This window comes from Sulfitobacter sp. HGT1 (assembly GCF_013282155.1).
In the GTDB taxonomy this organism is placed as follows: domain Bacteria; phylum Pseudomonadota; class Alphaproteobacteria; order Rhodobacterales; family Rhodobacteraceae; genus Sulfitobacter.
This window is the reverse complement of sequence record NZ_BLWI01000019.1, coordinates 63525-89096: the sequence shown is the minus strand read 5'-3', so window position 1 is coordinate 89096 and position 25572 is coordinate 63525. Positions and strand designations below refer to the sequence as shown.

Genomic DNA, 25572 nt, shown 5'->3' with positions numbered 1-25572 from the left:
TCTGACAGGTGGTTTTGGTGCAGGCAAACATCGACGCCTGATTAGAACGATACAACCGCGGCCAGACCCGCGGCTGTCGATTTGACCCCGCCCACGTCAAAACGCGCCAGGCCAAAGTTGATTTCGGCCCGTTCGGACAGCGCACGATCAACGCCAAGGGCGATCATGCTGTCGGTGCCGCTTTGAGTGTCAACCAGCGTCGCAGTCGACGAGAACGTCCAATCGCCCGTGCCATAGGCACCGCCCAAAGTCGCATAGGTCGCGTTTTGGTCCAGACCACCCGCACCGTTGAAATGCGCGACCTCGACGATACCGTCAAAGCCGTTGCCGAAATCATGGGCCAGCCCCCCGACAACGCCGGTTTCATCCGACACATCGCCAACCCCTGCCGACAATTGCCGCGCGCCGATCCATGCGGTGGTTTCGCCAAATTCCTGGCTGTACTGGATCGCAAAGTTGTTCAGCTTGCCGGTGTTTCCGACCCCGCCAGCGGCAACAGAATTACGGCCACGCTTGGACCCGATGCTGTCACTGAGAAAACTGTCATCGGCATAAAACACCGCAAAGGACAGCACGCCACCGGTGCTGGCCACGGGTGTATCAACGGTCAGGCCGATCATCTCGGCCAGTTCGTAATCACCAGCCAGCGATGTGCCATAAAAGCCCGGTGCCGCGTCCCACGCCACACCAAAGATCGGGCTCATCTTACCGGCCGAGACGACGGCCCCGCCCAGATCAAAGCGCAGCCCCAATTCGCTGACATATAGCCCCAAGTCACCGAACTGGCGGCTGGCGACCGGGTCAGAGACCGATTCAAACGTCAGCCCACCAAAGGCCTTGATGCGGTCGGTCAATGCCGCCTCGAACGCGGCCTCGATCAAGATATAGGCGTCTGTCAGTTCCGCGGTCGGGTCATCTGATGATAGCGTGCTGTCAACGCCGATCTCGATGCGGCCTTCCCATTCGAAACCGGAGTCTTGTGCGACTGCCGAAGTGCTTGCCAAAGCAACGCCGCAAAGCGTTGCCAAAACGAGTGTCGTTTTCATTGTTATTGTCCTGAGATTCTTGATTATTTTTGACTGACGGATGGAATTACTGGAAAACCGCGTTAGGGTCATCAAGGCTGTCCGACCCCTCGAACGCGATTTGATCAAGGCCAAGGGTCTTAACAACCCGTTCAATGGATCGGGTTTGATCAATCAGGCCGTTTACACCGCCCATGATCAGCGCCTCGCCGCCCTGATTGCCGCGCCCGAGCATCTGGTCATAAGAAAAACCAGTCTCGGCGGCGGTTTTGATCCGGCCAAGCGCCATCATTGTTGTGCTCAGCTTGCCCTGCATTTCAGCGTCAAGGGCGGCATCTGTTTCGGCGACCATGTCAGACAGGGACGGCCCCGTCACAAGCGTGCCATCAACGCGCACATATTCACCCAGATAGACGTTCTGAACGCCCATACCGTCGAAATAATGGCTGTTGTGGGTGTTGTCGGAAAAGCAGTCATGCTCTTCTTCGGGGTCGTTCAGCATCAGACCAAGGCGCATCCGTTCGCCCGCTTGTTCGCCATAGGACAGCGACCCCATGCCGGTCAGCATGGCCGCCAGCCCAGCATCGGTATCGGCCAAAAGCGTGGTGCGCGCGGCACCGTCATTGGCCCATTGCGCGACCATATATTCCAGGTCGGATACCAGCAGATCAGTCGCCGCTTTCAGATATGCGCCCCGGCGGTCGCAGTTGCCGTTGGTGCAGTCATCACCCATGGCGTAATCTGTCCAGGGCCGGCTGCCCGCGCCGTGGTCATTGCCGTTCAAATCCTGCCCCCAGAGCATGAATTCAATCGCGTGGTATCCGGTTGCCACGTTGGATTCGACGCCGTCCGCCTCGTGCAGGGTGTCTGACAGCAATTCGGGCGTGATGTCGGTTGCATCAATTTCCGCGCCGGACAATGTGAATTTGGGGCTGGCAACCACGTTGAGAACCGCGAATTCATTCTCGTCCGATGCCCCGCCATAGGACGCATCGACATAATCGATCAGCCCCTCGTCCAGCGGCCATGCGTTCACCTTGCCCTCCCAATCGTCAACGATCGGATTGCCAAAGCGGTACACTTCGGTCTGTTGATAGGGAATGCGCGCCGCCAGCCAGGCCGCGCGGGCTGCGGTCAGGTTTTCGGCGGATGGTGCCTGAAGCAATGTATTGACGGCGGCTTGCAGGCGTTGCGCTGTAATCAGGCTGTCTTGGTAATTGGCGGCCGCGATGGTGACATAGGTGTTCAGCACATCCGTCTTTTCAATGGCCAGTGCCGGTGTGGCCAAGGCGACCGCGGCCAAAGCCGTCATCAGTTTCATCGTTTTCATGGGTCTGTCCCTTTAGTGTAATGTAGGTGTGCAAGGTGTCGGGGTCGGCGCGGGTGTCAGATGCATCCGCTTGAGCGCCAGCCCGAAATCGACAGCGCATGACAGGATGAGCGGGGCCACATCTGCCCGCACCAGCAATGTCGCAATCAACATGGCATCTTCGTGATCGCCATCCGCAGCCGATGCGATGAAGTTGGCAAAGCAGGATTCATCAGCCCCAAGGCATTTGCACTGGACCGAATGGCGCATCAGCGGTCTGCGCCCGTAACGGGTGCACAAGCTGCACAGTTGTTCGAACGACTGAAGCGCCTTGCGGCCCCGATCGGGCCCAAGTGCCGCTGACAGGTCATTCCAGACCTTGGCTTGCGCATCAGGCCCGTCTGACCAGAGCCTCAGGAAAATGACGGAAGCGGCTTCGATCTGATCCAGTTCGATCACAAAGCCGACTGGCGCACCGCCGCGATTATTTGCTGGCTGTGTCATTTCGTCAAAATCAACTTGCCAGCCCGCGTGATCCGCAGGGTATAGATTTGACCTTCCAGAACGATCTGCGCCAGCTCACCGCTCTGCGTCAGGTCACGGGCGTTATAGGTCGGCAAGGCAGGCGTATGCGGGACCTGCGGCGGCAATTGTCCGACGGTCATGCCAGCTGTGCCGCAATGAAGGCACAGCCTGAAACCGCCAAGATTTGAAAGCGGAACGCGGCATGACGTGATGCCAAACACTGTTCAACACGTTGGGCCAAGCCGGTGTTCCCGGCAGTTGGTGGCGTCTTGAATAGCATCTTGCGGACCTCGCGTAGTTTAACTTTGGCCAGACCGATTCAGTACTGGAATGACGTGACTGGCCCCATATCTGATTAAATCAGTCGGGTATGTCAACCCGACAAAATTAGTCGGGTATAATATTATTGGCCATTCAGGTGCCATGTCTATGATCGCATTGGTCAAAATTGATGCAGGTCAAAGTATCTGGCCTAAAACCATGGCATCCTTTCACTGGCAGAACAGGCATGTGGACGTTTGCGTTAATCCCCCAAAGACGTCGCAAAACGGGATTTGATCTTTGGATCATGACCCTTGTTTCACTGTCTGGGCCTGCCGCCAGTTAACCCGTGTTCTGACCCTCACCTGGTGTCGGGCAGAGCACGCACAAACCTGAATTGAGAGATCGTAAATGTCGAATACGCCACATGAACTTGCTGCGGAATTTCCTGAATATGTCGCCAAGATGCAAGAACTCTGCCGCACCGATGCGCATTTCGAAAAGCTGCATGATGCATATCACGTGGCCAACCGCGCCGTACATGCCGCCGAAACAAATGTGAAACCAACATCGGATGAACATCTGTTGGAACTGCGCAAAGAACGGATGCTGCTTAAGGATCAAATCTTTGGCTACCTGTCTAAAGACAAGGCGTAACTGCACGGGGTGATCGCCACCCATTGCAAACCGCCGATAGCTGAAAAGCGGGCGTTTACCCAACGCCCGCTTTTTCATTGCGACCGTCCTGCAAGTGGCATCCGGCTGCACCGAACACCCCGCGTTTGCTGCCACCGTTTGCAGCGCGCGCCCGTGAATATTCACCCTGCCAAAATCGTCGATTGTGGATCAAAACGGGCTTTTTGCGTCGAAATCATTTGGTATCATGCAAATCAACTTACTTTTCTTTGGAACAAACACCCCCCATAAGACGTCAGTCCACTCAAGCGGGTAGGCAAGACGCAATCCGTCGGGCCCACAGTTGTTAAGAAAAGAGACCCCATGACGAACCTTTCCAAAGCTGATGCCACTTCGAGCATTATTCCGAAGCTTATCGGGGCGGTTCTTCTCCTTGGGCTATTCTTCCTCGCACCATTTGCCGCACAGGCGCAATCGCTGTATCCGGGCGTCAAATCCACCAAGGCCAGCGAGACCAGCACCGAAAGCCCCGCTGAGGCAGACAAGACGCCCCTAGCGACCCTGCTTGAGGTTCTCAAAGATGACACCGCCCGCGCCGCACTGATTGCCGATCTGGAAAAAACCGTGACACCGGACGCCACACCAGAGGCCCCTGTCACCCCGGAAGCCATCGTTGATGCGGCGGATGAAAATGGCATTTCCATCGGTCGGCAAATCGCGCTGATCACTCAGGAAGTGGGGCAAGAGACCGTCGGGACAGTCACTGCATTCTGGGCGTCTCTCAAGGGCGGCGGCGGTGTGTTTTCCGGCCTGAGCGGGGCCGAGCTTTCGGTGCTGCTTGAGGCGATCCCCGGGCTGTTGACGGTCATCGCGATCACCATCCTCTTTTTTGTCACTCTGCGCCGATTTGCCCGCCATCTATACGCAAGGATGGGGCGCAAGGCCGAAGATGTCGGGGTCTTGGGGTCGATCGGCCTGTTCATCGGGTCCAACCTGCTGGACGCCTTCATTGTGATTTTCGCATGGGCGGCGGGCTATCTGATCACCATTTTTGCTGTCGGCGATTTCGGGCAAATCGGCATCCGGCAATCCATGTATCTGAACGCATTCCTGCTGGTCGAACTGACCAAGGTCATCATCCGCGCCTTCCTGTCCCCCGTTGCCTCGGGTCTGCGGATTGTGCCGGTCAGCGATTTCGCAGCGCGGGTTTTGACGCGTTACCTTAGCATCGTTGTCAGCGTTCTGGGCTATGGCCAGCTGCTGATCGTGCCGATCATCAACCAAAGCGTCAACACAGCCGCCGGGTCCGGCGTGTCTGCGGTGCTGTCTGTCTTGGTGCTGTTGTATCTGGTCTATATCGTGCTGCGCCGCCGTGCTGACGTGACCCGTTGGCTGCAAGACGAGGCAGAGCCGCAATTGGCCGCAGACCCTGCCGAACAACCCGTCATCACAGACCACCGCAAGCAAGGCGCGATCATCCGCCTGTTGCGCGGGCTGGCCGGGATCTGGCACTGGATCGTTCTGGGGTATATCGCCGCGATGTTCATTGTGGTGATGACCCAGCCTGCGGACGTGACGCTGAACGCCCTTGTCGGGTCGGGGAAAATTCTGGCCGCGATCATTCTGGCCGCGCTGCTGTCGGGTTTGCTGGCCCGTGCGGTGCACCGCGGGATTTCGCTGCCCCAAGACATCAACGAAAAGCTGCCCTTGCTCGAACGCCGGATCAACACCTTCGTGCCGCGTGCATTCAGTTTGCTGCGCCTGGTGCTGTTGATCTGTGTGCTGATGTTCACGCTGGATGTCATCGGCATGATTGACCTGAAGGGCTGGCTCGAAAGCCAGATCGGGTTGGCGATGACAACCGCGCTGATCTCGGTCGGTGCGATCCTGACAGTCGCCTTTGCCATCTGGCTGGCGCTGACGTCTTTCGTTGATTACAAACTGAACCCCGAATACGGTGCTGTCCCCACATCCCGAGAGACGACATTGCTGACGCTGATGCGCAATGCCGCAACGATTGCGCTGGCGATCCTGACGCTGATGTTCGTGCTAAGCGAAATCGGTCTGGATATCGGGCCGCTGCTGGCATCCGCCGGGGTTTTGGGTCTGGCCATCGGTTTCGGTGCGCAAAAGATGGTGCAGGACATCATCACCGGCATCTTCATCCAGTTTGAAAACGTCATCAACGTGGGCGATGTGATCACCGTTGGCGGCACCACCGGCACCGTCGAAAAGCTGTCGGTGCGGTCGGTTTCCTTGCGTGATGTACAAGGCGCGTTCCACATGATCCCGTTTTCCACGGTGGATATGGTCAGCAACTACATGCGCGGTTTTGCCTATACGGTGACGGACATGGGCATCGCTTACCGCGAGAACGTCGAAGAGGCTAAGGACGCCATGTTCGAGGCCTTTGAGCGGATGACCGCAAACGAGCCCGAAGTCGCCGAGAACATCATGGGAGAGCTGGAATGGTTCGGCGTGCAATCCTTGGGCGACAGTGCCGTCGTTGTGCGCACGCGGATGAAGACAGAGCCCGGCAAACAATGGGGCATTGGCCGCAGTTTCAACGGCTACCTCAAGGTAGTGTTCGATGAACGCGGCATTGAAATCCCCTTCCCGCAGCAAACCATCTGGCTGGGCGAAAACAAGGACGGCAGCACGCAACCGTTCAAGATCGAAGGCCCCGAGAAACGAAAAACGTCATCCGCGAAAAAGCACGAGACAAAGCGGATCGAAAGCGATGATGTGCCTGACAGCGATGATGCGGATGATGCAGAGGGCGGCGCAGACCGCTAAGCCCGCGCGACAGAAAAAGCCCCCCGCTTCCTATGGAGGCGGGGGGCTTTTTTGTTGCTTACATAAGCTCGCTTAAAGCACGGCTTCGATCAGATAGGGGCCTTTGGTCGCCAGCCCGGTTTCAATCGCCAGTTCCAGCGCCTCGCAATCCGTGACTTGGGTTGCCTCGACACCCATCGACTGGGCCATCTCGACGAATTTCAGCGTCGGGCGATCCAGCGACAGCATGTCCATCGCCTTGGGGCCTGCATTGCTGACACCGACATTGGTCAATTCCCCGCGCAGGATTTTGTAGACGCGGTTGGCGAAAATCACGATCGTCACATCCAGCTGTTCGCGCGCCATCGTCCACAATGCCTGAATGGTGTACATCGCGCTGCCATCCCCGACCAAGGCCAGTACCTTGCGATCAGGACACGCCACCGCGGCACCGATTGAAACGGGCAAGCCATAGCCGATGGACCCACCGCAGTTGTTCAACCACGTATGTTTTGCTGCCCCTGCGGTGACGGGAAAGAACGCCCGCCCTGTGGTAATCGCCTCGTCCACGACAATGGCGTTTTCGGGGATCATGCGCCCCAGAACCTTGGCGATGCCATCGGGGTCAAGCGGGCCTGTCGGTTTATCCGGAACAACAGCGTCGGCGACATTGGCGGGTGCTGCATCCTGCGCACCGGCCCCGTCACACAGCGCAGCCAGCGCGGCGGTGATGTCTTGGGATGTTTTGCACAGATCGATGATTTCGGTGCCCGCTGCCGTCAGGATGGCGGGTTTTTCCGGATAGGCAAAGAACCCGATGGGCGCACGGGCACCGACCAGAACGATCCGCTTGTACGGCGCAAGCGCCTTGAGCGCCTGATCAATAGGGTACGGCACGCGGTTGATCACGACCCGCCCTGCCCCGCGCTCGAGCTTGGAATTGGCCCATTCGCACAGCAACGAACAGCCGGTTTTCGCCGCAATACGCCCCGCTGTTTCCAAGGTCTGTTCGTCCAATGCCGCACCACCCAACAACAGCAAACTGTCGGGGCCGGATAGTGCCGCGATGGCGTTTTCCAGTGCCGTTTGGTCATAGGCGGGTCTGGGGGCTGCGGGGATCGGCTGTGCGACTTTGCCCCCCTCGTTCCACGCGGTGTCACTGGGCAGCATCAAGGTGGCTACCTGACCCGGTGCCACATTGGCGGCATGGACCGCCTTTGCCGCATCCGCACCGACATCGGTCGATGACAGCGACGTATGCACCCAATGGGAAACGGGGGCCGCGATCCCTTCGATGTCGGATGTCAGGGGCGCGTCCAGTTCAATGTGGCTGACCGCATGTTCGCCCACAATATTTACCACGCCGGACCCGGCCTTTTTCGCGTTGTGAAGGTTGGACAACCCGTTCGCCAAACCCGGCCCCAGATGCAGCAAGGTGCAGGCCGGTTTGCCCGCCAGACGGAAATACCCGTCAGCGGCACCGGTTGCGACCCCTTCCTGAAGCACAAGGATCGACCGCATGCCGGGCACATGGTCAAGGGCGGCAACGAAATGCATCTCGGACGTGCCGGGGTTGGTAAAACAGGTATCAAGCCCGCTATCGAGCAGGGTTTTCACAAGGCTTTCAGCGCCGTTCATCGGCGTATCATTTGGCGTAGTCACGGCATATTCCTTTGGATCAGGTTTTCGCATTTTCCCAAAACGGGATGCGGAGTTCTTTTTTCAGGATCTTCCCGATCGAACTGCGCGGCAAGGCTTCGCGGGCCTCTACCGCTGACAAACGCTGGCTTTTGCCCAGCTTGGCATTTGCATCGGCGCAGATCTGTTCGGCAGTGCGCAAGGCCCCGTCGCGCAACACCACCAGACCATAGGGCGTTTCACCCCATGCATCGGACGGCACCCCGATCACGGCAGCGTCGGTCACATCGGGGTCGGCCAGCAGCACCAGTTCAAGGTCATCGGCATAGATGTTCAACCCGCCCGAGATGATCATGTCTTTCTTGCGGTCCGACAGGATCAGAAACCCGTCCTCGTCAAAGCGGCCCATGTCACCGGACCGGAAAAACACCTGTCCCCCGGCATCGCGCCAGATGTAATCGGCGGTCAGATCATCGCGCCCGAAATACCCCGCCATCATGGTGGGCCCGCGGCCGCAGATCTCTCCGACCAGGCCTTGGGCGACTTCGTTCCCGGCCTCATCAATCAGGCGTATTTCGTTGCCGGGTGCCGGTTGCCCGACTGTGTGCAGTTTGTCCGGATGCTCGGCCGAATTCAGAACAGTGACACCGCCCCCTTCGGTCAGGCCGTAATATTCAAGCAGTTTGCCGGGGAACCGCGCCAGCACATCGGCCTTCACATCCGCGCGCAGCGGTGCAGAGGTCGAAAATTTGACCCGCATGGAGGACAGATCAAAGCTGTCGAAATCGGGGATTTCCATGATGCGTTTATACTGGACAGGCACCAGCATCGTGTGGGTGATTTTCTCGCGTTCAACGATCTCAAGATACCCGCGGGCGTCGAATTTCGGCATCAGATAAACGGTCGATCCGCCATAAAGCGTGGGCAGGAAAGATACGATTGTGGTGTTTGAATAGAGCGGCGTCGACAGCAGCGTGCGCGCGTTGTCATCATAGCCGTTGGGCGACACACGGTCCATCTGCGCGGCCCGCATCCAGTGATTGTGCAAGATGCCTTTTGGGGTGCCGGTGGTGCCGGACGAATAGATCAGGTTGAACGCATCCGACATGTCCAGCGGGATGTTCGGGTCGGTATCATCCGCCGCCTCGACCGCCGCGTCAAAAGCGTCGAACGCGGGATCGTCGAAATCAATCGCAAAGCGGGCGATATCCAGATCGGTCACGAACCCTTGGACCAGATCAAGATATTGCTTTGCCACAAAAATCGCGCGGGCCCCGCAATCGGTCAGCATCTTTTCCAATGCCTCGGGCGATGCCATCGTCGACAGCGGCGTCACACAGGCCCCTGCCCGCAGGATACCCATGAACAGTTCCGCATAAGGGATCGAGTTTGGCGAGATGATCGCGATATTGTCGCCCTTTTTCACACCCATCGACAGGACAAGATTGGCAATCTTGTTGATCCGGGTGTTGAACGCGCCCCAGTTCACCTGCTGCCCCTCGCACACCAGCGCCAGTTTGTCGGGGTGGGCTTGGGCATTGGCGCGCACGACCTCGACAATCGTTTTGTTGGGCGTGATCGCGGGTGCGGGTGGGTTGATCGGTATCATCGCTTGTTCCTGATCTGGTTCCTATATCCCCCTGCGAAACATTGTTGCGCAGGGGATGTCGGGACCAGTTGTAGCGATCAGAAATAAACTTGCAAATGGATGTATCTTAGGCGGCGGATTTTTTCAGCGCATCGAATGCGGAGTGCTGGGACAAGAACACCTTGCCGGTGAGGTCCGCGATGAAATGCTGTTTTTGCAGCCGGTCCATCACGGGGCCTTTGACCTCGGACAGGTGCAGCTTGATGCCCATATCCTTGAGGCGCGCATTGATGGCCTCAAGCGATTCCAGCGCACTAAAGTCGATCTCGTTGATGGCTGAACACATCAGCACAACATGTTTGATCGCATGATCACCCGCCAGCCGGTCATAGATGTAATCCTCAAGAAACCGCGCATTGGCGAAATACAGGCTTTCGTCGATGCGCAACGTCAGGATAGTCGGGTCGGTTTCAACACTGTGACGGTGGATATTGCGGAAATGCTGCGTGCCGGGCACCTGCCCTACCTCGGCGATATGAGGGCGGGTGGTTTTATAGAGATGCAGAAGAATCGACAGCACAACACCGCAGGTCACACCCAATTCAACACCGCTGCCCAAAGTGATCAACATCGTGGCAAGAACGGCTGCGAAATCGGCTTTGGAGTAGTTCCACGACTTTTTGAGGATGCTGAAATCAACCAGCGTCAACACAGCCACAATGATCGTAGCGGCAAGGGTGGCTTGCGGCAGGAAAAACACCAGCGGTGTCAGTGCAAGGGCGGCGATGGCCAAACCAACTGCTGTAAAGGCACCCGCCGCAGGGGTTTCCGCGCCTGCGTCAAAGTTAACGACGGAACGGGAAAAACCGCCCGTTACAGGAAAACCGCCGGTAAAGGCCGCGCCAAGGTTGGCAGTGCCCAGACCGATCAGTTCCTGATCGGGATTGATCCGCTGGCGCTTTTTCGCGGCCAAGGTCTGGGCGACCGAAATCGATTCAACAAAGCCGATGACCGAGATCAGGATCGCGGGCAGCAACAGCGCGCCCATCAGATCGAATGAAAAATCAGGCAGGGTAAGCGGCGGCAGGCTTTGCGGGACTGCGCCCACAATGCGCACACCGTGACCGGACAAACCGAACAGCCACACCACCACGGTTGTCAGGACGACCGCAGCCACTGGCCCGGCTTTGGTCGCGACATCTGCCGCACCTGCGCTGAACCCTTTGGATTTCAAAAGCGGCTTTAGCCCTTTGCGCACCCAAAACAAAAACCCCGTCGCCGACACACCGATGACCAGGGTGATCCAGTTGGTTTCCCCCAGATGGGTCAGAATGGAATGAATAAGTTCGATCAGGTTTTCACCCGACGCACTGATGCCCAGAATATGCTTGATCTGGCTGGCCGCGATAATGACACCCGAGGCGGTGATAAAGCCCGCAATCACCGGATGGGACAGGAAATTGGCCAGAAACCCCAGCTTGAAAAGCCCCATCGCCAGCAAGATCGCACCAGACAGGAACGCCAGCGTCAGCGCCGCAACGGCATAGCCGATCGTGCCTTGATCCGCGATATTGCCCAAAGCCGCAGCCGTCATCAGTGACACAACCGCGACCGGCCCCACGGCCAAGGCACGGCTGGTGCCAAAAATGGCATATAGAATGATAGGGACAATCGACGCATAAAGCCCTGCCTCGGGCGGCAGACCGGCCAACAGTGCATAGGCCAGTGATTGGGGGATCAACATGATCGTCACGATCACAGCGGCCATCAAATCGTTGGACAGGGCCGTTTTGTTATAGCTGCGCCCCCAGTCTAGGATTGGCAGGTATTTGGACAGGTTCTGGGGCATTGTCGCGCCGACTTTCGTAATTGGGTGGCAGACCGGGGTTGGGCCCCCGGCCTGTTAGGTTCATCCCCTAAGCGGGGTCTGTCGCGCTTGATCCTAATCAATCTTCGCGGTCAGGGCTTCGGGCTTTGCCAGCCACTCGCGCCCTTTCAACATGCCTTGCCAATACATCGGGGGCAGGATTTTTTCTTTCAGGAACCACGCCGCGCGGCTTGGCTTTGTGCCGTCGATGACCGCTTTGGGAAAGCTGGGCAACAATACGCCGCCATAGCCGAATTCGGCCAGAACAATCTTGCCGCGTTCCACTGTCAGCGGGCATGACCCATAGCCGTCATATTGGCTTTTGGCGGTATGTCCGGCCATGTCAGCGATGATGTTATCAGCCACGACAGGGGCCTGCTTGCGCGCGGCGGCCATGGTTTTGGCGTTCGGCGCATTCATCACATCACCAAGCGCCCAGATGTTATCAAAGGTCTTGTGACGCAAAGTCGCTTGGTCGACATCGACCCACCCCGCAGCATCGGCCAAGGGCGACACGCGGATGAAATCAGGTGCCGTCTGCGGCGGGCAGACGTGCATCATCTCGAATTCGATCTCGACACGCTCTACCGGGGTGTCGGGTTTGGCCACATCAAACCATGCCTTTTTGGCAGGGCCATCAACCGCAACAAGGTTGTGAAAATAGTTCAGATGCGCGTTATACTTCTGCACATATTCCATCAGCGCAGGCACGTAATCCTTGACGCCGAACAACACACCACCGGCGTTGTTGAAATGAATGTCGATGTCTTTCAGCACACCGCGGCGATGCCATGCATCCCCTGACAGATACATCGCCTTTTGCGGGGCACCGGCGCATTTGATGGGCATGGGCGGTTGCGTGAAAATCGCGCGACCGGATTTGATCGAGTTGACTAATTCCCAGGTATAGGGGGCCAGATCATAGCGGTAGTTCGATGTGACGCCGTTCTGACCCAGCGTTTGGTTCAACCCTTCGATCTTGCCCCAATCCAGCTTGAGGCCCGGGCACACGATCAGCCGCTTGTATTTCACCACGCGGCACCCATCCAGAATGATCGCGTTGTTCTTGGGTTCAAATGCAGCGACGGCTGCCTTGATCCAGTGCACGTCCCGCGGGATCAGCGATGCCATCGTTCTGGCCGTTTGCGATGCGTCGAACACGCCGCCGCCAACCATTGTCCAGCCGGGCTGATAGTAATGCACATCGGCAGGGTCGATGATTGCGATTTCAAGATCGGGCTGGCGCGCCTTGAGGCTGGCCGCCGCGGCGATACCGCCCGCGCCCGCCCCGACGATCACAACCTCAAAGGTCACATCGCCCGTCTCGGTGGGCGTCTTGCCGCCATTCGCAATGCGGCGCACAACCCCTGACATGTCATAGCCCGCCGCCTTGGTCTTGGACAGGATGTTGGCCAGATCGGTCTTGCCCGCTTGGGACAAGGACCAAAGCGTGGCCGACCGCATGCCAGTGCGGCAATAGGCCAGAACCGGACCGGGCAGTGTCTCCAAGGCCGCACCAAAGGCATCAGCCTCGGTATCCACAACCTTGCCAGCGACCACCGGAATATACACCGCCTCGATGCCGTGCTTTTTTGCCTCGGCTTCGATCTCGGTAAAGGTGGGCTGGTCGGTGCCTTCGCCATCAGGACGGTTGCAAACAATAGCGCGAAAACCCTGCGCCTTTAGGTCGGCGATATCGTCAGCCAGCACCTGAGGGCTGACCGACAGACGCTCCGTGAGCTTCTTGACTTCCACGTTTTCAGATCTTTCCTATAGGCCGTTGACGGGCACTTTGAGCATCACATTGCCGTCTTTGTCTTTCGGCATATGGCCTGCTCGCATGTTGACCTGAAGCGATGGGATAATCAGCTTGGGCATATCAAGTTGCGCATCACGTTCAGTGCGGAAGGTGATGAACTCTTCTCGGGTTTTGCCGCCGCCCACGTGAATATTGTGGGCTTTTTCTTCGCCCACCGTGGTTTCCCACTGAATATCGCGGCCGTTGGGGCCATAGTCGTGGCACATGAACAGGCGCATGTCGTCAGGCAGGCTCAGCACCTTTTGAATGCTGTCATACAACTGCCCTGCATCGCCGCCGGGGAAATCCGCGCGCGCCGATCCACCATCAGGCATAAACAGCGTGTCACCGGTAAAGGCGGCGTTGCCCATCACATGCACCATACAGGCCGGCGTGTGGCCGGGGGTGTACATGGCAAAACAGTTCATCCCGCCAATCTGGTAGGTATCGCCATCCTTGAACAAGGCATCAAACTGCGACCCGTCCCGCTCGAACTCGGTCCCTTCGTTAAAGATTTTGCCAAAGGTTTCCTGCACGACCATGATTTTTTCACCGACGCCGATCTTGCCCCCCAGCTTTTGCTGGATATAGGGCGCGGCAGACAGGTGGTCGGCATGGACATGGGTCTCGATGATCCATTCCAGCTTGAGACCCTTATTCTCGATCTCGGCAATCAGGGCGTCGGCGTGATCATAGGTGATACGGCCTGCCGCATAATCAATGTCCATGACCGAGTCGACAATCGCGCAGGACGTTGAATTTGGGTCACGCACGATATAGCTGATCGTGTTGGTTGCGGGGTCGAAATGACCTGAAACTTCTGGGGTAACGCTCATATCTACTGGATAGTCTGTCATCGAAACATGCTCCTCTACAGGCGGGTAAACGCGACGTGAACAATGCTTGCACTACCGCGGTCCTTAAGACATATTCATACTATGGAATTTTTAAAGAGGGAAGTGGGATATGTTTCCGAATAGACGCGACTTCATGCTGCAGGGTGTCGCAGCCGGGGCAATGATGGGTGTGCCGGGATTTCTACATGCCCAGATCCCCGTGGGTGACATGACCCTTGATGTGGTCAGTGACGGCCATCTGACGCTTCCCGGCAGCTTCATCTTTGATGCCATGCCCAAGGACGAATTGATGCCGATCCTTGAACGCGCCGGTCAGGAATACGACCAGCTGACGCCGCCCTGCAACCTGAGCCTTTTGCGCGGCAACGGGCGGGTTGTGCTGTTTGATGCGGGCTCCGGTTCCGAATTCATGCCCACAGCGGGCAAGATGCTGGACGCGCTGGATGCCCTTGGCGTCGCCCCCGATGACATCACCGATCTGGTCTTTACCCACGGCCACCCCGATCACCTGTGGGGCGTGCTGGATGATTTCGGCGATGCGCTGTTCACCAATGCGGCCCATTATATGGGACAGGCCGAATGGGATTACTGGACGGACCCGAATACCGTGAACACCATCGACAGCGGCCGTCAGGCCTTTGCGATCGGGGCCGAGCGGCGTCTGGCTGTGGTTGCAGAGCAGATGACATTTTTTAACGATGGGGACGAAGTCGTGCCCGGTGTCGGCGCGCGCATGACCCCCGGCCACACCCCCGGCCACATGGCGTTCGAGGTCCGTGCGGGCAACAGTGCGGTGATGATTGTGGGCGACAGCATTGGCAATGACCATGTCGCATTGGCCCGCCCCGCGTGGGAATCCGGTTCGGATCAAGACCGCGTGCTGGGGGCCAAAACGCGGGTTGGCCTGATCAATGATCTGGTGGCTTCGGCCACGCCGATCGTCGGGTTCCATTTGGGCCATGGCGGCATTGGCCGGATCGACAAGGCCGCGGACGGCTTTACCTTTGTGACGGAGCTGTGAAAATGCGCGCCCTGTCCTTTGCCCTTGCCCTCGCCGCCCTGCCCGTTTGGGCCAGCGAAGATATTGCGGATCAGTATCCCAATTCGGTTCTCTATTCCAAACCGGTCGAATTTATCCCCCATGTGTATTCCGCCATCGGGGCCACCGCGCCGCCGACCTATGAAAACGCCGGGCACAATAACAACCTGAGCTTCATTGTGACCGGTGACGGCGTAATCGTGATTAACAGTGGCGGGTCGTACCAACTGGCCAAAGCCCTGCATGACGAGATCAAGGCCGTGACCGATCAACCGGTCAAGCTGGTGTTCAACGAAAACGGCCAAGGCCACGCGATGCTGGGCAATACCTATTGGGCCGAACAAGGTGTGAAAATCGTCGCCCAAACCGAAGGCGCAGAGGCGTTCGAGGAAGAAGGCCCCGGGTCACTGCGCGCCGCCCAAGAGCGGTTGAAAGAACGCGCTGACGGCACGGAACTGACCCCGCCCACGGAAACTTTTGACGATGAATATATCGTTGATATGGGGGATTTTCATATCGAGGCGCTGCATCTTGGCCCCTCGCACAGCCCCGGCGATATTGTAATCTGGCTGCCGGAACAAAGCCTCGTTATCGCGGGCGACATCGCGTTTCACGAACGCATGCTGCCGATTTTTCCCGATACGCTGACGGATGAATGGCTGGAAACATGGGATGGCCCGTTCGAGGCGCTTGGTGCGACTTACGTCATTCCCGGGCACGGCCACCCCACGAACATGGCGCAGGTGCGGCGCTATACCAAAGGGTATCTGGAATATCTGCGCGGCAAAATCGGAGAGCATCTGGATGCGGGGGGGACACTGGCCGACGCCTATTACGTCGACCAAACGCCCTATGCCCATCTGGATACTTTCGAGGAACTGGCCACCAAAAACGCCGGTCGCCTGTTCGAGCAGATGGAGTTCGAGTAAACCCTACATTCCGCCCACGGCGGTTTTGACAAGTTCATCCAGAAGTGACTGAACCTCTTGCATCGGCCCTTCGGGGTAGGTGCGATAGCCAATAGCGACATCGCCCTTCGTATCCGTGACGAAGATGCCATAGGGACAATGGGCGATGTTCGACGGGTCTGCCTCCATCACCTTGCGTGACAAGACGGCAGAGCAGAACAAGAACACATCCGCTGCTGCAAAAATCTCGACATCGCTGCCGACATCGGCACCGGTCCGGTTCATCATTTCGCCAGTGTGACTGACATAGTCAATGACCAGCCCCTTGCCGATAATCGCGTTTTCGACCGCGAATGTCGCGTCTTCGAAACTGCCTTCAAAAGGGTATGTGATCGACTGATCTTGGGCCAACAACGGCGTTGCAACTAGGGAAAGTAAAAGGGCACCAAGGGTAAGTTTCATCTTATGTATCCTTACGGGTGTGGGGGGGCGCAGGGCCGGAATGGTCCTGCCTGTCCCATTTTGTAAGCTTATCAGTGATTTCGCCTGACGACCAAGTATACATTATGACTAGGTGGAGTTGCGTCGCACTATAAGCTTGTCGGTTTTGTAAAATGCGCAGGCGGATCGCCCGGTCCATTTCATCTGTGGTATCGAAACCAGGGTCGACCGCCACGGGCTTGGTAAGGCCGTGGCGATCAACATGTCAGAGGCAGCCAGCCGGGATCACTGGCCCGAAAACGTCGCCAGATAGGCGATGACCGCTTTGATCTCGTCGTCTTTCTTCAGACCTGCAAAACCCATCTTTGTGCCTTTGATATAGGCTTTGGGACCGGCAAGGAACTCTGCCAGGGTTTCGTCAGTCCAGACCAGACCTTCTTCGGCCTTACCCATCAACGCTTTGGAGTATTTGAAGCCATCAATATGGCCCGCAGATGCCCCCATCACACCGTTCAGGATCGGACCGGACCGGTTTTTGGCATCGTCACCGACCTGATGGCAGGCTTTGCACTTGCGGAATACCTTTTCACCCTCGGCGATCAAGGCCGGGTCAGCAGCAGCGACGACGGGCTCTGCGGTGGGTTCCTCTTGGGCGGCGGCTGCGACAGGTTCTTCGGTGGCAGCAGGTTCAGCGGCTGCGGCTGTGGTTGTGTCCACATCGGGGGTCACATCCAGAACCAGCGCGCGCATGGTCACTTCGACCTTGTCCTTGCACTCGGTCATGCAAGGCTCGCCGGACCAAATCGCGACTTCGGTTTCCATCCGGTCGTCCACAATAAACCCGTCGGCATTTGGCATCTCGACGTCAAGGAACGTGTCCTTGGACAACACGAAATCATCTTCGATCAGGTCGTTGGAATACAGGATATAGGCCACGATCGCATAGGTTTCATCTGCCGTCAGCGTCCCCGCATTGCCGTAAGGCATAGAGCGGCGGATGTAGTCAAAGCTGGTGGACAGATAGGGCCAATATGACCCGACCGTTTTCAAAGGGTCCTTGTGATCGAGCGTATCCATACCGCCCGCCAGTTTCGGCCAGTTATCAATGCCCTCGGCAAAGTCGCCGTGACAGGCGGCGCATTTCGCGGCAAAGATTTCTTCGCCCTCGATTGCATCGCCCTGACCGTCAGGCAGGCCCGTCCCATCGGGGTGGATGTCCAAATTCCAGGCGGCGATTTCCTCTGGCAGGGCAGCACGGCCCAGGCCGAATGTTTGCGCAGCCGCAGGCATGGCCAACAAGGTGGCAACCGCACCGATGGAGATTGATTTAAGAAACTTCGACATTTTCAGCCTCCCCGTTCGGGCGAACCCACCAGGTTTGAATACAGTTATTGTGATAGATCGAATTGAGCCCGCGCACGTCGCGCAGTTGCGTTTTGGTCGGCTGGACATAGCCGGTTTCATCCATCGCGCGGCTTTGCAGGTACATGTCTTCGCCGTCCCAATCCGTATCGAGGTAAAAGCGGGTCAGGGCCATTTTCTCGCCGGGTTTGGCAAGACGCGCGGTTTCCCATGTCTTGCCGCCGTCCTTGGACACATCAACGCGGGTGATCGCGCCACGCCCGGACCATGCAAGGCCGGTGATGACCAGCGGCCCCTTGCCATGAGTGATCGGCGATTGCGGGCTGGGCGAGGTGACGACGGATTTCGCGTCCATCTCCCACGTCCATTTACGGCTGATGCCATTGGCCAGCGTGTCGGTATATTTGCTGGTCTCTTCGCGGCTCTCGACCGGGGCATCGGTGACTTCGATCCGGCGGATCCACTTGACCCACATGTTGCCTTCCCATCCGGGCACGACAAGACGCACAGGATACCCATGCTCTTTGCGCAGCGCTTCGCCGTTGGCTTTGAACGCAACCAGAACGTCGTCCAGTGCCTTTTCCATCGGGATGGAACGCCCGTTCGACGATGCATCGGCACCTTCGACATAGACCCATTTGCCCGCGGTATCATAACCCGCTTCTTCCAGCAGGGTGCGCAGCGGCACGCCGGTATATTCCATGTTGTGGATCATGCCGTGGGTGAACTGCGCACCATTCAGCTGCGCGCCGGCCCATTCCATGCCCGTGTTGGCCGCACATTCCAGAAAATAGGTGTGGTTTTCACGCGGAAAACGTTCGAGGTCGGCATAGGTAAAGACCAGCGGACGGTCGACCAGCCCGTTGATCATCAGGCGGTAGTCTTCTTTCTTCAGCTCGATCGCACCGGAATGGTGACGCTCGAACGCGCAGCCTTGGGGGGTAATCGTGCCATCCAGCGCGTGGATCGGCGTAAAGTTGATCGAACTTACAGTATCGGCCGTCAACCATTCAACATTGCGGCGGATCACATCACCTTCGAACTGGATCGGCAAACCGTAAGGTGTGGCGTCAACGCCATCGCCAAAGGACTGTGCCCATTCCTGCGTTTCGGTGATCAGCGGATCAGGTGTCTCAGCGCGCGCAGCGCCGGCAGCAAGTGCGCCAACCCCTGCGGTCGCGGCACCGCGCAGAAACGCGCGCCGGTTTGGTTTTTTTGCTTCAAAGGTGTCTGACATGACAAAACCTTCCCTTAGTTAAATTTCGACGTTAAACGCCGTCGACGGTTACACTGGTATTTTCAGCGAGCGATACGGTGCCCAGCTTGCGAATATGGCTTTCGACCACGTCCCAGATCGGCGGACCTTCGGTGCCCTGGTTAACAGAGGCCCAGCCGGCAATTTGATAGGTCTTGGCCGGATCAATCAGCTCGCCTGTTTTCAGCAGGGTCATTTCGGTAATGCGGCTGCCTTGGGGTTTGGTCACGTCAATGCGGTAGCCAAGCCCGCCGGTGCGCACCATATCCCCGCCCTGCTGGTAATAGGGATCAGGGTTGAACAGGTTATCGGCCACGTCTTCCAGCACGACATGCAGAAATTCACCGGTCATTTCCGTGCGGTACGCTTCGGGATAGGTCATCGAGGTGACGTTCCAGATGTCTTCGCGGGTGATTTCCTGACCGGGCAGGATCGACGGCCCCCAGCGAACGCCGGGGCTCAGCGCGATGTCGGCCTCGCGCTCGGACAGCAGCGCGTCGCAGATCAGATCATCCCACGAGCCGTTGAAATTGCCACGGCGGTACAGCAGCGTGTCGTCGGCGGTTTTGCCGATAACTTCGCTGAGCTGATCAGCATAGGGCGCGCGCTGTTCGTCGATCAGTGCAGTAATCGCCTTGTCGGGTTCAATCACGTCCGAGAAGATCGGGATCAGTTTGTGGCGGAAGCCCATCATGCGGCCATTCTGCACGTCCAGATCGACGCGGCTGACGAATTTGCCGTTCGACCCCGACGCAACGATGATCGTCTCGCCCACCAAAACAGGTTCGGGCAGCGCGTCGTGGGTGTGACCCGACAGGATCACGTCAATGCCAGTCACAATTCCGGCCATCTGCTTGTCTACGTCAAAACCATTGTGGCTCAGGCAGACAACCAGTTCGGCCCCTTTGGCGCGGACTTCGTCGACCATTTCCTGCATCCGTTCGTCACGGATACCAAAAGTGTATTCGGGGAACATCCAACCGGGGTTGGCAATCGGCATGTAAGGGAAAGCCTGCCCGATCACGGCAATTTTCACACCACCGGATTCAAAGAACTTGTAGGGGGGGAACAGTTCGGTCGGTTCGTCCCATTCGGCGTCAAAAATGTTCTGGCCAAGGGCGGCAAAGGGCAACCCTTCGACGATTTCATTGACGCGGTCTGACCCCAGCGTGAATTCCCAGTGGAACGTCATCGCGTCAGGCTTGAGCGCGTTCATGACGTTAACCATGTCCTGACCTTGGGTCTGATAGCAGGTATAGCTGCCATGCCATGTGTCGCCGCCATCCAGCAGCAAGGCATCGGGCCGGTCGGCGCGGATCTGGTTGATCACGGTGGACACGCGATCAAGACCACCCATCTTGCCATACCCCTTGGCCAGCGACGAGAAATCATCATAGGTCAGCGCGTAAGCAGAATGGCTGCCATCGTCGATGCCGTAAAGCTTGCGGAAATCAGAACCGGTGACATGGGGCACGGCCCCTTTGTTGTTGCCAACGCCAATGTTGATCGACGGTTCGCGGAAATAGATCGGCTTTAGTTGCGCGTGAATGTCGGTGATGTGGATCAGGCTGACATTGCCGAAGGTATCAAATTCAAGCAACTTGTCTTGGGTCAGCGCCTGCTGTGCGGCCAGCTTGCCCCAGTTGCCAAAAGACGATGCCCCGTAAAGGGCGGTTGCAGCCATGCTGGCCTGAAGAAAATCACGACGAGAAATCATGCGACTTGCCTTAATTTCGCGCATTCACATGCGCATGTTTGAATAAGTAATGGACGAAAAACCCCGCCCTACGAAAGTAAGGCGGGGCCGAGTAGTTTAGTTACGGACCGACGGGCCTTCGACAGAAAGACCGTTACCGCGCGAGCCGACATACAGTTCCAGCGCCACGAATTCGGGGCTGCCCGGCGCGAATGTTTCGGCGCGGGTGTCACGGACACAGCCCTTAAAGCGGTCCTGAACTGCGTTCAGCTTGCTGTTCTTCAGACGGTAGGCGGGGAAACCGTTGATCTGGCCCTGGCTCAGGTGGTCCGCGCGGATCATGTTGCCATAGTTGTCTTCGTGGCAATTCGCGCAGGACAGCTCAAGCTGACCAAAACGTGTGTAATAGATTTCCTTGCCCTGTTCCCATGTGGATTGCGCAGGACCGTCGATGGCGACGTTCACAGGCAAGCCACGGGAAACAGACGCCATCAGCGCCGTCATGTTAACCATGTCGCCGCCAGTGTATTTCCACTTTTCGGCACCCATGCGGTTTTCACGGCAATCGTTGATCTGCATTTCCAAGGTACGCACTTCGCCAGCGGCTTCGACGTATTTCGGATATACAGGGCGTACGGCTGACATGTCGCTTGATGCGCCATGGCAATCCGCGCAGGATTTGCCTTCGGTACCGTCAGCAGTGTTCCAGGTTTCTTCGGCCTTTTCGACAAAGATCATGCCCGGGTTGTCGAAATCATCCCGTTCCATGGCGCGGGTTTCCTCGCCACGAAACAACCAACCCGACATAACTTCGTCCATGACATCAGAAAGATGCGCAGGCGCGGCTGTGCGGGTTACGATTTCGATATCTTCGTTGATGACCAGATTGTCGTCTGCTGGTTCGGCCATTGCACCCGATGCCACGATAATCGCGGTCATGCAGGCGCTTAAACCTTTGGTGAATTTATTCATTCTTATTCCTCCCGAGAATGCAGACGCTTAACCGATTGCGATGTCTTTTGTGTCTGTATAGACGTCGCCATCATCGTCATACCATGTAAAGGTGAACGTCCCGGCCTCTGGCACGAGAGCGTCGAATTCAAGGTATGGGTTGGTCGAGATCGCCGCCTGAAGCGTGATATCCACTACATTTTGACCATTAAAATCGCAGGTAAAGCGGTTGATGATCGAACGTGGAATCACGTTGCCGTCGGCGTCTTTGCGCTGGCCGGATTCCATCTTGTGGCTGATCAGCGTTTTGATGGTGATTGATTCACCTGCTGCTGCCGATTTTGGTACTTTGACGCGGGGTTTTACACCAGATGCCATTTCATTAATTCCTTATAAAGCCTTAGCCGCCGCAGCCGCCGATTGTCACTTTTACCGTGCTCGATGCTTTCGCAAAGGACCCGTCAGCCATTTTGGCGATCGCCACCACATCTTGCGTACCCGCAAGACGAATACGTGTGGACGCGTGCTGCGATCCGGCAAGAGGGCCGAAAGCGAACGTCGCCACACCCGGTGTCGGGTTGCCCATCGCCAGAACCATAATCTCGGTCGCGCCGGGGGCGTCAACTTCGATTGGCACGGTGTTACCGTTTTCAGCAATTTCGGGCGCGGTAAGTGTTACGCCCGTGTCCGCCATTTCTGCGCCACCGGTAAAGGCGGCAATTGCGTCTTCGCCCCCGGCCGCGATGGCCAGCTTTGGCAGCGCCAGCGCGGCAAATGCGCCTGCACCCATGACGATCGCATTACGTCTTGTGAATTCCATTGTCATACTCCTGAACAAACCCCTTTTTGCGGGGCTTTTAATCTTTGAGCGTGGCGAGATATGCCACGACATCTTCAACTTGCTGCGCCGACAAAAGCGGCCCCAGCGTGTCATCGGCGGCTTTGCCCGTATAGGCGTTGCCCGGGCGGATATAGCCGGTGTTCTTGTAGAAGGACGGCATCATCGTGCCCTCGAACATCATCTTGGCGTTTGCCACGATGCCGCGCAGTTCGGTTTCACTCCAGCGGTCGCCGGCACCGTCAAGCGCGGGGCCGATCAGGCCCTGAAACGCGATGTCTGGCAAAGCGCTGACTTCGTGGCATGCCACGCAGTTGCCTAGCTTTTTGCTGCCAACGATCTTAGCGCCCTCTTCAGGGTTGCCGGCAACACCTGTCAAAGACATCTCGACCGCACCGTCCGTATAGCTCACGTCGGATGGTGCGACTTCTGCGGCAAATGCGCTGGTAGCAACCCCAACTGACGCAACAAAGGCGTATATTGAAACTCTCATGTGTCCTCCCAAAGACTCTTATTTGTATACTAGCGTAGACTCAGCGCCAAATTGACGCAACTATAAATTCGCTTTTGTGAATTTTTAGTTAGCGCGATCAAGGCGGGCCAGTTCAGTTGCCCTGCTCTTGCAGCTTGCGCGCAAGATACTTCTGGAACGGCTCGTCGCCCTCGTATTCCTTATCCACCACCCATTGCAGCATATTAAAGGTCGTGCCCGGCCCAAACGCCCCCGGCACTGTCGCGACCGCTGCGGTTGCTGCGGTCTTACCTTCGGGCACTTCTTCGGGCAAAAACACCAGCGTCGGCGTGAACAGCATCCCCCATTTGCGCACCATGTCTTTTTCGGGCAGGGATTCGCCGTCGAAATCGGTCACTTCGACATCGCCGAACATGTTGATCTGCACGACAAAGAAATGCTCTTTCAGGTAGGCATCGATATGGGGCAGAGGAAACACCTCTTCGTGCATCTTCGCGCAATAGATGCAGCCGCGCTGCTCGACGGTCAGCATCAGGCGTTTGCCTTCGGCATTGGCTTCGGCCAGATCCTCGTTCAGATCCTTGAAGGTGTCGCGCATCCATTCGGTTTTGTGCAGACCGTCATCGCCCAATTCAGCGGCAAAGGCCGAACCGGACAAGGCGACGGCAACCACGGTCAGGCAGGCTTTCAAAAGCTTCATCATGATCACTCCTTGTTGAGCGCAATTTATCCGATGCCACCAAAAATCGGAAAGGTCTCAATCATCCATTGCGCAATATAGTTCATCGAATTTGTTGCGATCAGCAGACCAAAGATGATCAGCAAAACGCCCATGACCTTCTCCACGGTGCCCAGATGCTGGCGAAACCGCGCAATCCACCGCATGAACGGGCCAATAAACATCGCGGCCAGAACGAAAGGTGCGGTCATGCCAACGCCATAGGTAAACAACAGCAGCGCACCATTGGTCGCGGTATCGGTACCCGCAGCCGTAAAGAGGATTGCCGCCAGGACCGGCCCCACGCAGGGCGTCCAGCCAAAGGCAAAAGCAAGCCCGATCACATAGGCCCCGATCAGGCTGGTCGATCCGGTATCACCGGCGTCCGACCGGAACTGACGGTACAGGATTCCAATGCGGATCACGCCCAGAAAATGCAGCCCCATGGCGATGATGATCGCCGCCGCAATCCAGCGCAGATAGTCGAAATACTCTCGGACCACCTGACCAAAGGTGGACGCCGCAGCCCCCAGCCCCATGAAAATGGTAATGACACCGGCGGCGAAAAACAGCGACGCCAGCACAGCGCGGCGGCGCACAGCGGCATCTACCGGCCCGTCTGCGGTGATCTGGTTCATCCCGACACCCGCCAGATAGCTCAGGTAGAACGGCACGATCGGCAGGATGCAGGGCGACAAAAAGGAGAGCAACCCGGCAACCGCAGCGCCAATAAACGTAATTTCAAGCATGAGGGCTGCCTTTATCTTGTGTCATGCACATATTCGCATTATGTTATACGAAATCAACAGGTCTTTTCATGTCACGTATCCGCGCTGTCCTTTTTGCTTTTCTGGCTCTGGCAACACTGTCGGGCCAAGCCTCGGCCGAGGCTTCTTTGATCATGGCCGAGGAAAAAGGCTGCATGTGGTGCGCCCGCTGGAATGACGAGATCGCGCCGATCTATCCCAAAACCGAAGCCGGCAAAACCGCCCCCCTGCGCCGCATTGATATCAAGGCCGACACGCCGTCCGACCTGACGTTCGCGCGCAGCCTGCGGTTCACGCCAACCTTTATTCTGGTGGTCGACGGGCAGGAAATTTCCCGCATCGAAGGCTATCCGGGCGAGGATTTCTTTTGGGGTGTATTGGAAAAGATAATGTATGATAATAATTTGATGATGCCGCCGAACGGAAGCTGAGGCGTTAAATGCTGTTTTGGAATGGCCACTGCAGTCTTGACTATGAAAAATGTACGAAGGAAACCGTCCAGTGGGCTTACCCGTATTTGACAAAAACATGTGTGCCGAAGACCTCGACAAAATGGCGTCAAACGCTGTTCATGCTTCCAACTTTCTCAAGGCGATCAGCCACGAAGGACGGCTCATGATCTTGTGCCATCTGGCATCGGGCGAAAAATCCGTGACCGAACTCGAAGAACTGCTGTCGGCACGGCAGGCCGCTGTTTCCCAACAACTGTCGCGGTTGCGGCTTGAAGGTTTGGTGATCCCGCGCCGGGATGGCAAGACCATCTTTTACCGCCTTGCGGATGAACGCCCAAAGCAGATCATGGAAGTTGTCTATGATCTTTTCTGTCGCGCAGACTGATCTGAAATG

Annotated in this window: 25 protein-coding genes; 6 read left to right on the top strand and 19 right to left on the bottom strand. The window is 57.3% G+C overall.

The features are described 5' to 3' along the window. Nucleotides 1-41 precede the first annotated feature (41 nt). From HGT1_RS17555 to hemP, 4 genes are read right to left on the bottom strand one after another with little or no spacing between them, the layout of a single operon-like run. Complete coding sequence (locus HGT1_RS17555; protein ID WP_176251254.1) at nt 42-1046, bottom strand: hypothetical protein; 1005 nt, start codon at nt 1044-1046, stop codon at nt 42-44. A 46-nt stretch (nt 1047-1092) separates the two neighbouring features. Then, the gene (locus tag HGT1_RS17550) at nt 1093-2355 is read right to left on the bottom strand and encodes an imelysin family protein (RefSeq protein ID WP_176251253.1); all 1263 of its coding nucleotides are present in this window, start codon (nt 2353-2355) and stop codon (nt 1093-1095) included. A gap of 12 nt (nt 2356-2367) precedes the next feature. Continuing rightward, the gene (locus tag HGT1_RS17545) at nt 2368-2838 is read right to left on the bottom strand and encodes a hypothetical protein (RefSeq protein WP_176251252.1); all 471 of its coding nucleotides are present in this window, start codon (nt 2836-2838) and stop codon (nt 2368-2370) included. Beyond that, on the bottom strand, nt 2835-2999 hold the full coding sequence (gene hemP / locus HGT1_RS17540; RefSeq protein ID WP_176251251.1) for a hemin uptake protein HemP: 165 nt from the start codon (nt 2997-2999) through the stop codon (nt 2835-2837). Before hemP ends, HGT1_RS17545 begins: the two co-directional genes overlap by 4 nt. Nucleotides 3000-3531: 532 nt before the next feature. Between hemP and HGT1_RS17535 the strand changes: the two genes are divergently transcribed. Together HGT1_RS17535 and HGT1_RS17530 are read left to right on the top strand one after the other, a co-directional pair. Beyond that, the gene (locus HGT1_RS17535; protein ID WP_176251250.1) at nt 3532-3777 is read left to right on the top strand and encodes a YdcH family protein; all 246 of its coding nucleotides are present in this window, start codon (nt 3532-3534) and stop codon (nt 3775-3777) included. A 342-nt stretch (nt 3778-4119) separates the two neighbouring features. Continuing rightward, nucleotides 4120-6552 carry a mechanosensitive ion channel domain-containing protein gene (locus tag HGT1_RS17530; protein WP_176251249.1) on the top strand — a complete coding sequence of 811 codons (2433 nt, stop codon included), beginning with the start codon at nt 4120-4122 and terminating at the stop codon, nt 6550-6552. Between the two features lie 72 nt (nt 6553-6624). Here HGT1_RS17530 and HGT1_RS17525 read toward each other — a convergent pair whose 3' ends face one another. From HGT1_RS17525 to HGT1_RS17505, 5 genes are all read right to left on the bottom strand, one after another. Then, on the bottom strand, nt 6625-8169 hold the full coding sequence (locus HGT1_RS17525) for an acetolactate synthase large subunit (RefSeq protein WP_176251307.1): 1545 nt from the start codon (nt 8167-8169) through the stop codon (nt 6625-6627). A gap of 40 nt (nt 8170-8209) precedes the next feature. Beyond that, a complete protein-coding gene (locus HGT1_RS17520; protein ID WP_176251248.1) occupies nt 8210-9778 on the bottom strand; it encodes a class I adenylate-forming enzyme family protein in 1569 nt (522 codons plus the stop codon). Nucleotides 9779-9884: 106 nt separating this feature from the next. Next, nucleotides 9885-11606 carry a SulP family inorganic anion transporter gene (locus HGT1_RS17515; protein ID WP_176251247.1) on the bottom strand — a complete coding sequence of 574 codons (1722 nt, stop codon included), beginning with the start codon at nt 11604-11606 and terminating at the stop codon, nt 9885-9887. Nucleotides 11607-11699: 93 nt separating this feature from the next. Then, on the bottom strand, nt 11700-13379 hold the full coding sequence (locus tag HGT1_RS17510) for a bifunctional protein tyrosine phosphatase family protein/NAD(P)/FAD-dependent oxidoreductase (protein ID WP_176251246.1): 1680 nt from the start codon (nt 13377-13379) through the stop codon (nt 11700-11702). Nucleotides 13380-13394: 15 nt separating this feature from the next. Continuing rightward, nucleotides 13395-14279, bottom strand: a complete 885-nt coding sequence (locus tag HGT1_RS17505) for an MBL fold metallo-hydrolase (RefSeq protein ID WP_176251245.1) — start codon at nt 14277-14279, stop codon at nt 13395-13397. Nucleotides 14280-14388: 109 nt separating this feature from the next. On the opposite strand from HGT1_RS17505, the gene HGT1_RS17500 reads away from it, so the two are divergent. Continuing rightward, the gene (locus HGT1_RS17500) at nt 14389-15300 is read left to right on the top strand and encodes an MBL fold metallo-hydrolase (RefSeq protein ID WP_176251244.1); all 912 of its coding nucleotides are present in this window, start codon (nt 14389-14391) and stop codon (nt 15298-15300) included. A gap of 2 nt (nt 15301-15302) precedes the next feature. Beyond that, nucleotides 15303-16247 carry an MBL fold metallo-hydrolase gene (locus HGT1_RS17495; protein WP_176251243.1) on the top strand — a complete coding sequence of 315 codons (945 nt, stop codon included), beginning with the start codon at nt 15303-15305 and terminating at the stop codon, nt 16245-16247. 3 nt (nt 16248-16250) lie between these two features. Here HGT1_RS17495 and HGT1_RS17490 read toward each other — a convergent pair whose 3' ends face one another. The 10 genes from HGT1_RS17490 to HGT1_RS17445 all read right to left on the bottom strand — a co-directional run bounded on the left by HGT1_RS17490 (nt 16251) and on the right by HGT1_RS17445 (nt 24708). Next, nucleotides 16251-16688, bottom strand: a complete 438-nt coding sequence (locus HGT1_RS17490; RefSeq protein WP_176251242.1) for a DUF302 domain-containing protein — start codon at nt 16686-16688, stop codon at nt 16251-16253. 264 nt (nt 16689-16952) lie between these two features. Further along, complete coding sequence (locus tag HGT1_RS17485) at nt 16953-18011, bottom strand: c-type cytochrome (protein ID WP_176251241.1); 1059 nt, start codon at nt 18009-18011, stop codon at nt 16953-16955. Next, on the bottom strand, nt 17995-19266 hold the full coding sequence (gene soxC, locus HGT1_RS17480) for a sulfite dehydrogenase (protein ID WP_176251240.1): 1272 nt from the start codon (nt 19264-19266) through the stop codon (nt 17995-17997). Before soxC ends, HGT1_RS17485 begins: the two co-directional genes overlap by 17 nt. Nucleotides 19267-19297: 31 nt before the next feature. Beyond that, nucleotides 19298-21001, bottom strand: coding sequence for a thiosulfohydrolase SoxB (soxB, locus tag HGT1_RS17475; protein WP_176251239.1), 1704 nt, complete (start codon nt 20999-21001; stop codon nt 19298-19300). A gap of 96 nt (nt 21002-21097) precedes the next feature. Next, nucleotides 21098-21952 (bottom strand): sulfur oxidation c-type cytochrome SoxA, encoded by an 855-nt coding sequence (soxA, locus tag HGT1_RS17470; protein WP_176251238.1) that lies wholly within the window; start codon nt 21950-21952, stop codon nt 21098-21100. 27 nt (nt 21953-21979) lie between these two features. After that, the gene (soxZ, locus tag HGT1_RS17465) at nt 21980-22309 is read right to left on the bottom strand and encodes a thiosulfate oxidation carrier complex protein SoxZ (protein WP_176251237.1); all 330 of its coding nucleotides are present in this window, start codon (nt 22307-22309) and stop codon (nt 21980-21982) included. A gap of 22 nt (nt 22310-22331) precedes the next feature. Then, entirely contained in the window at nt 22332-22751 is a 420-nt protein-coding gene (gene soxY, locus HGT1_RS17460) for a thiosulfate oxidation carrier protein SoxY (protein WP_176251236.1), read from the bottom strand. Nucleotides 22752-22788: 37 nt separating this feature from the next. Beyond that, nucleotides 22789-23262 (bottom strand): sulfur oxidation c-type cytochrome SoxX, encoded by a 474-nt coding sequence (gene soxX, locus HGT1_RS17455; protein WP_176251235.1) that lies wholly within the window; start codon nt 23260-23262, stop codon nt 22789-22791. A gap of 112 nt (nt 23263-23374) precedes the next feature. Beyond that, a complete protein-coding gene (locus HGT1_RS17450) occupies nt 23375-23941 on the bottom strand; it encodes a thioredoxin family protein (RefSeq protein ID WP_176251306.1) in 567 nt (188 codons plus the stop codon). 26 nt (nt 23942-23967) lie between these two features. Continuing rightward, entirely contained in the window at nt 23968-24708 is a 741-nt protein-coding gene (locus HGT1_RS17445) for a cytochrome c biogenesis CcdA family protein (RefSeq protein ID WP_176251234.1), read from the bottom strand. Nucleotides 24709-24776: 68 nt separating this feature from the next. Here HGT1_RS17445 and HGT1_RS17440 point away from each other — a divergent pair, with 68 nt between their 5' ends. Both HGT1_RS17440 and HGT1_RS17435 read left to right on the top strand, forming a co-directional pair. Next, entirely contained in the window at nt 24777-25157 is a 381-nt protein-coding gene (locus tag HGT1_RS17440) for a hypothetical protein (protein WP_176251233.1), read from the top strand. A gap of 70 nt (nt 25158-25227) precedes the next feature. Beyond that, complete coding sequence (locus HGT1_RS17435; RefSeq protein WP_255200257.1) at nt 25228-25563, top strand: helix-turn-helix transcriptional regulator; 336 nt, start codon at nt 25228-25230, stop codon at nt 25561-25563. Nucleotides 25564-25572: the final 9 nt, after the last annotated feature.

Bases quoted from the DNA above. Each gene is read 5' to 3' on its own strand.
- HGT1_RS17450 (WP_176251306.1), bottom strand. From the start codon at position 23,941: ATGAAGCTTTTGAAAGCCTGCCTGACCGTGGTTGCCGTCGCCTTGTCC.
- HGT1_RS17490 (WP_176251242.1), bottom strand. From the start codon at position 16,688: ATGAAACTTACCCTTGGTGCCCTTTTACTTTCCCTAGTTGCAACGCCG.
- soxX (WP_176251235.1), bottom strand. From the start codon at position 23,262: ATGAGAGTTTCAATATACGCCTTTGTTGCGTCAGTTGGGGTTGCTACC.
- soxA (WP_176251238.1), bottom strand. From the start codon at position 21,952: ATGAATAAATTCACCAAAGGTTTAAGCGCCTGCATGACCGCGATTATC.
- HGT1_RS17525 (WP_176251307.1), bottom strand. From the start codon at position 8,169: ATGAACGGCGCTGAAAGCCTTGTGAAAACCCTGCTCGATAGCGGGCTT.
- HGT1_RS17530 (WP_176251249.1), top strand. From the start codon at position 4,120: ATGACGAACCTTTCCAAAGCTGATGCCACTTCGAGCATTATTCCGAAG.
- soxZ (WP_176251237.1), bottom strand. From the start codon at position 22,309: ATGGCATCTGGTGTAAAACCCCGCGTCAAAGTACCAAAATCGGCAGCA.
- HGT1_RS17555 (WP_176251254.1), bottom strand. From the start codon at position 1,046: ATGAAAACGACACTCGTTTTGGCAACGCTTTGCGGCGTTGCTTTGGCA.
- soxY (WP_176251236.1), bottom strand. From the start codon at position 22,751: ATGGAATTCACAAGACGTAATGCGATCGTCATGGGTGCAGGCGCATTT.
- HGT1_RS17500 (WP_176251244.1), top strand. From the start codon at position 14,389: ATGTTTCCGAATAGACGCGACTTCATGCTGCAGGGTGTCGCAGCCGGG.
- HGT1_RS17515 (WP_176251247.1), bottom strand. From the start codon at position 11,606: ATGCCCCAGAACCTGTCCAAATACCTGCCAATCCTAGACTGGGGGCGC.
- HGT1_RS17535 (WP_176251250.1), top strand. From the start codon at position 3,532: ATGTCGAATACGCCACATGAACTTGCTGCGGAATTTCCTGAATATGTC.
- hemP (WP_176251251.1), bottom strand. From the start codon at position 2,999: ATGACCGTCGGACAATTGCCGCCGCAGGTCCCGCATACGCCTGCCTTG.
- HGT1_RS17520 (WP_176251248.1), bottom strand. From the start codon at position 9,778: ATGATACCGATCAACCCACCCGCACCCGCGATCACGCCCAACAAAACG.
- soxC (WP_176251240.1), bottom strand. From the start codon at position 19,266: ATGTCAGACACCTTTGAAGCAAAAAAACCAAACCGGCGCGCGTTTCTG.
- HGT1_RS17495 (WP_176251243.1), top strand. From the start codon at position 15,303: ATGCGCGCCCTGTCCTTTGCCCTTGCCCTCGCCGCCCTGCCCGTTTGG.
- soxB (WP_176251239.1), bottom strand. From the start codon at position 21,001: ATGATTTCTCGTCGTGATTTTCTTCAGGCCAGCATGGCTGCAACCGCC.
- HGT1_RS17445 (WP_176251234.1), bottom strand. From the start codon at position 24,708: ATGCTTGAAATTACGTTTATTGGCGCTGCGGTTGCCGGGTTGCTCTCC.
- HGT1_RS17440 (WP_176251233.1), top strand. From the start codon at position 24,777: ATGTCACGTATCCGCGCTGTCCTTTTTGCTTTTCTGGCTCTGGCAACA.
- HGT1_RS17550 (WP_176251253.1), bottom strand. From the start codon at position 2,355: ATGAAAACGATGAAACTGATGACGGCTTTGGCCGCGGTCGCCTTGGCC.
- HGT1_RS17545 (WP_176251252.1), bottom strand. From the start codon at position 2,838: ATGACACAGCCAGCAAATAATCGCGGCGGTGCGCCAGTCGGCTTTGTG.
- HGT1_RS17485 (WP_176251241.1), bottom strand. From the start codon at position 18,011: ATGTCGAAGTTTCTTAAATCAATCTCCATCGGTGCGGTTGCCACCTTG.
- HGT1_RS17505 (WP_176251245.1), bottom strand. From the start codon at position 14,279: ATGACAGACTATCCAGTAGATATGAGCGTTACCCCAGAAGTTTCAGGT.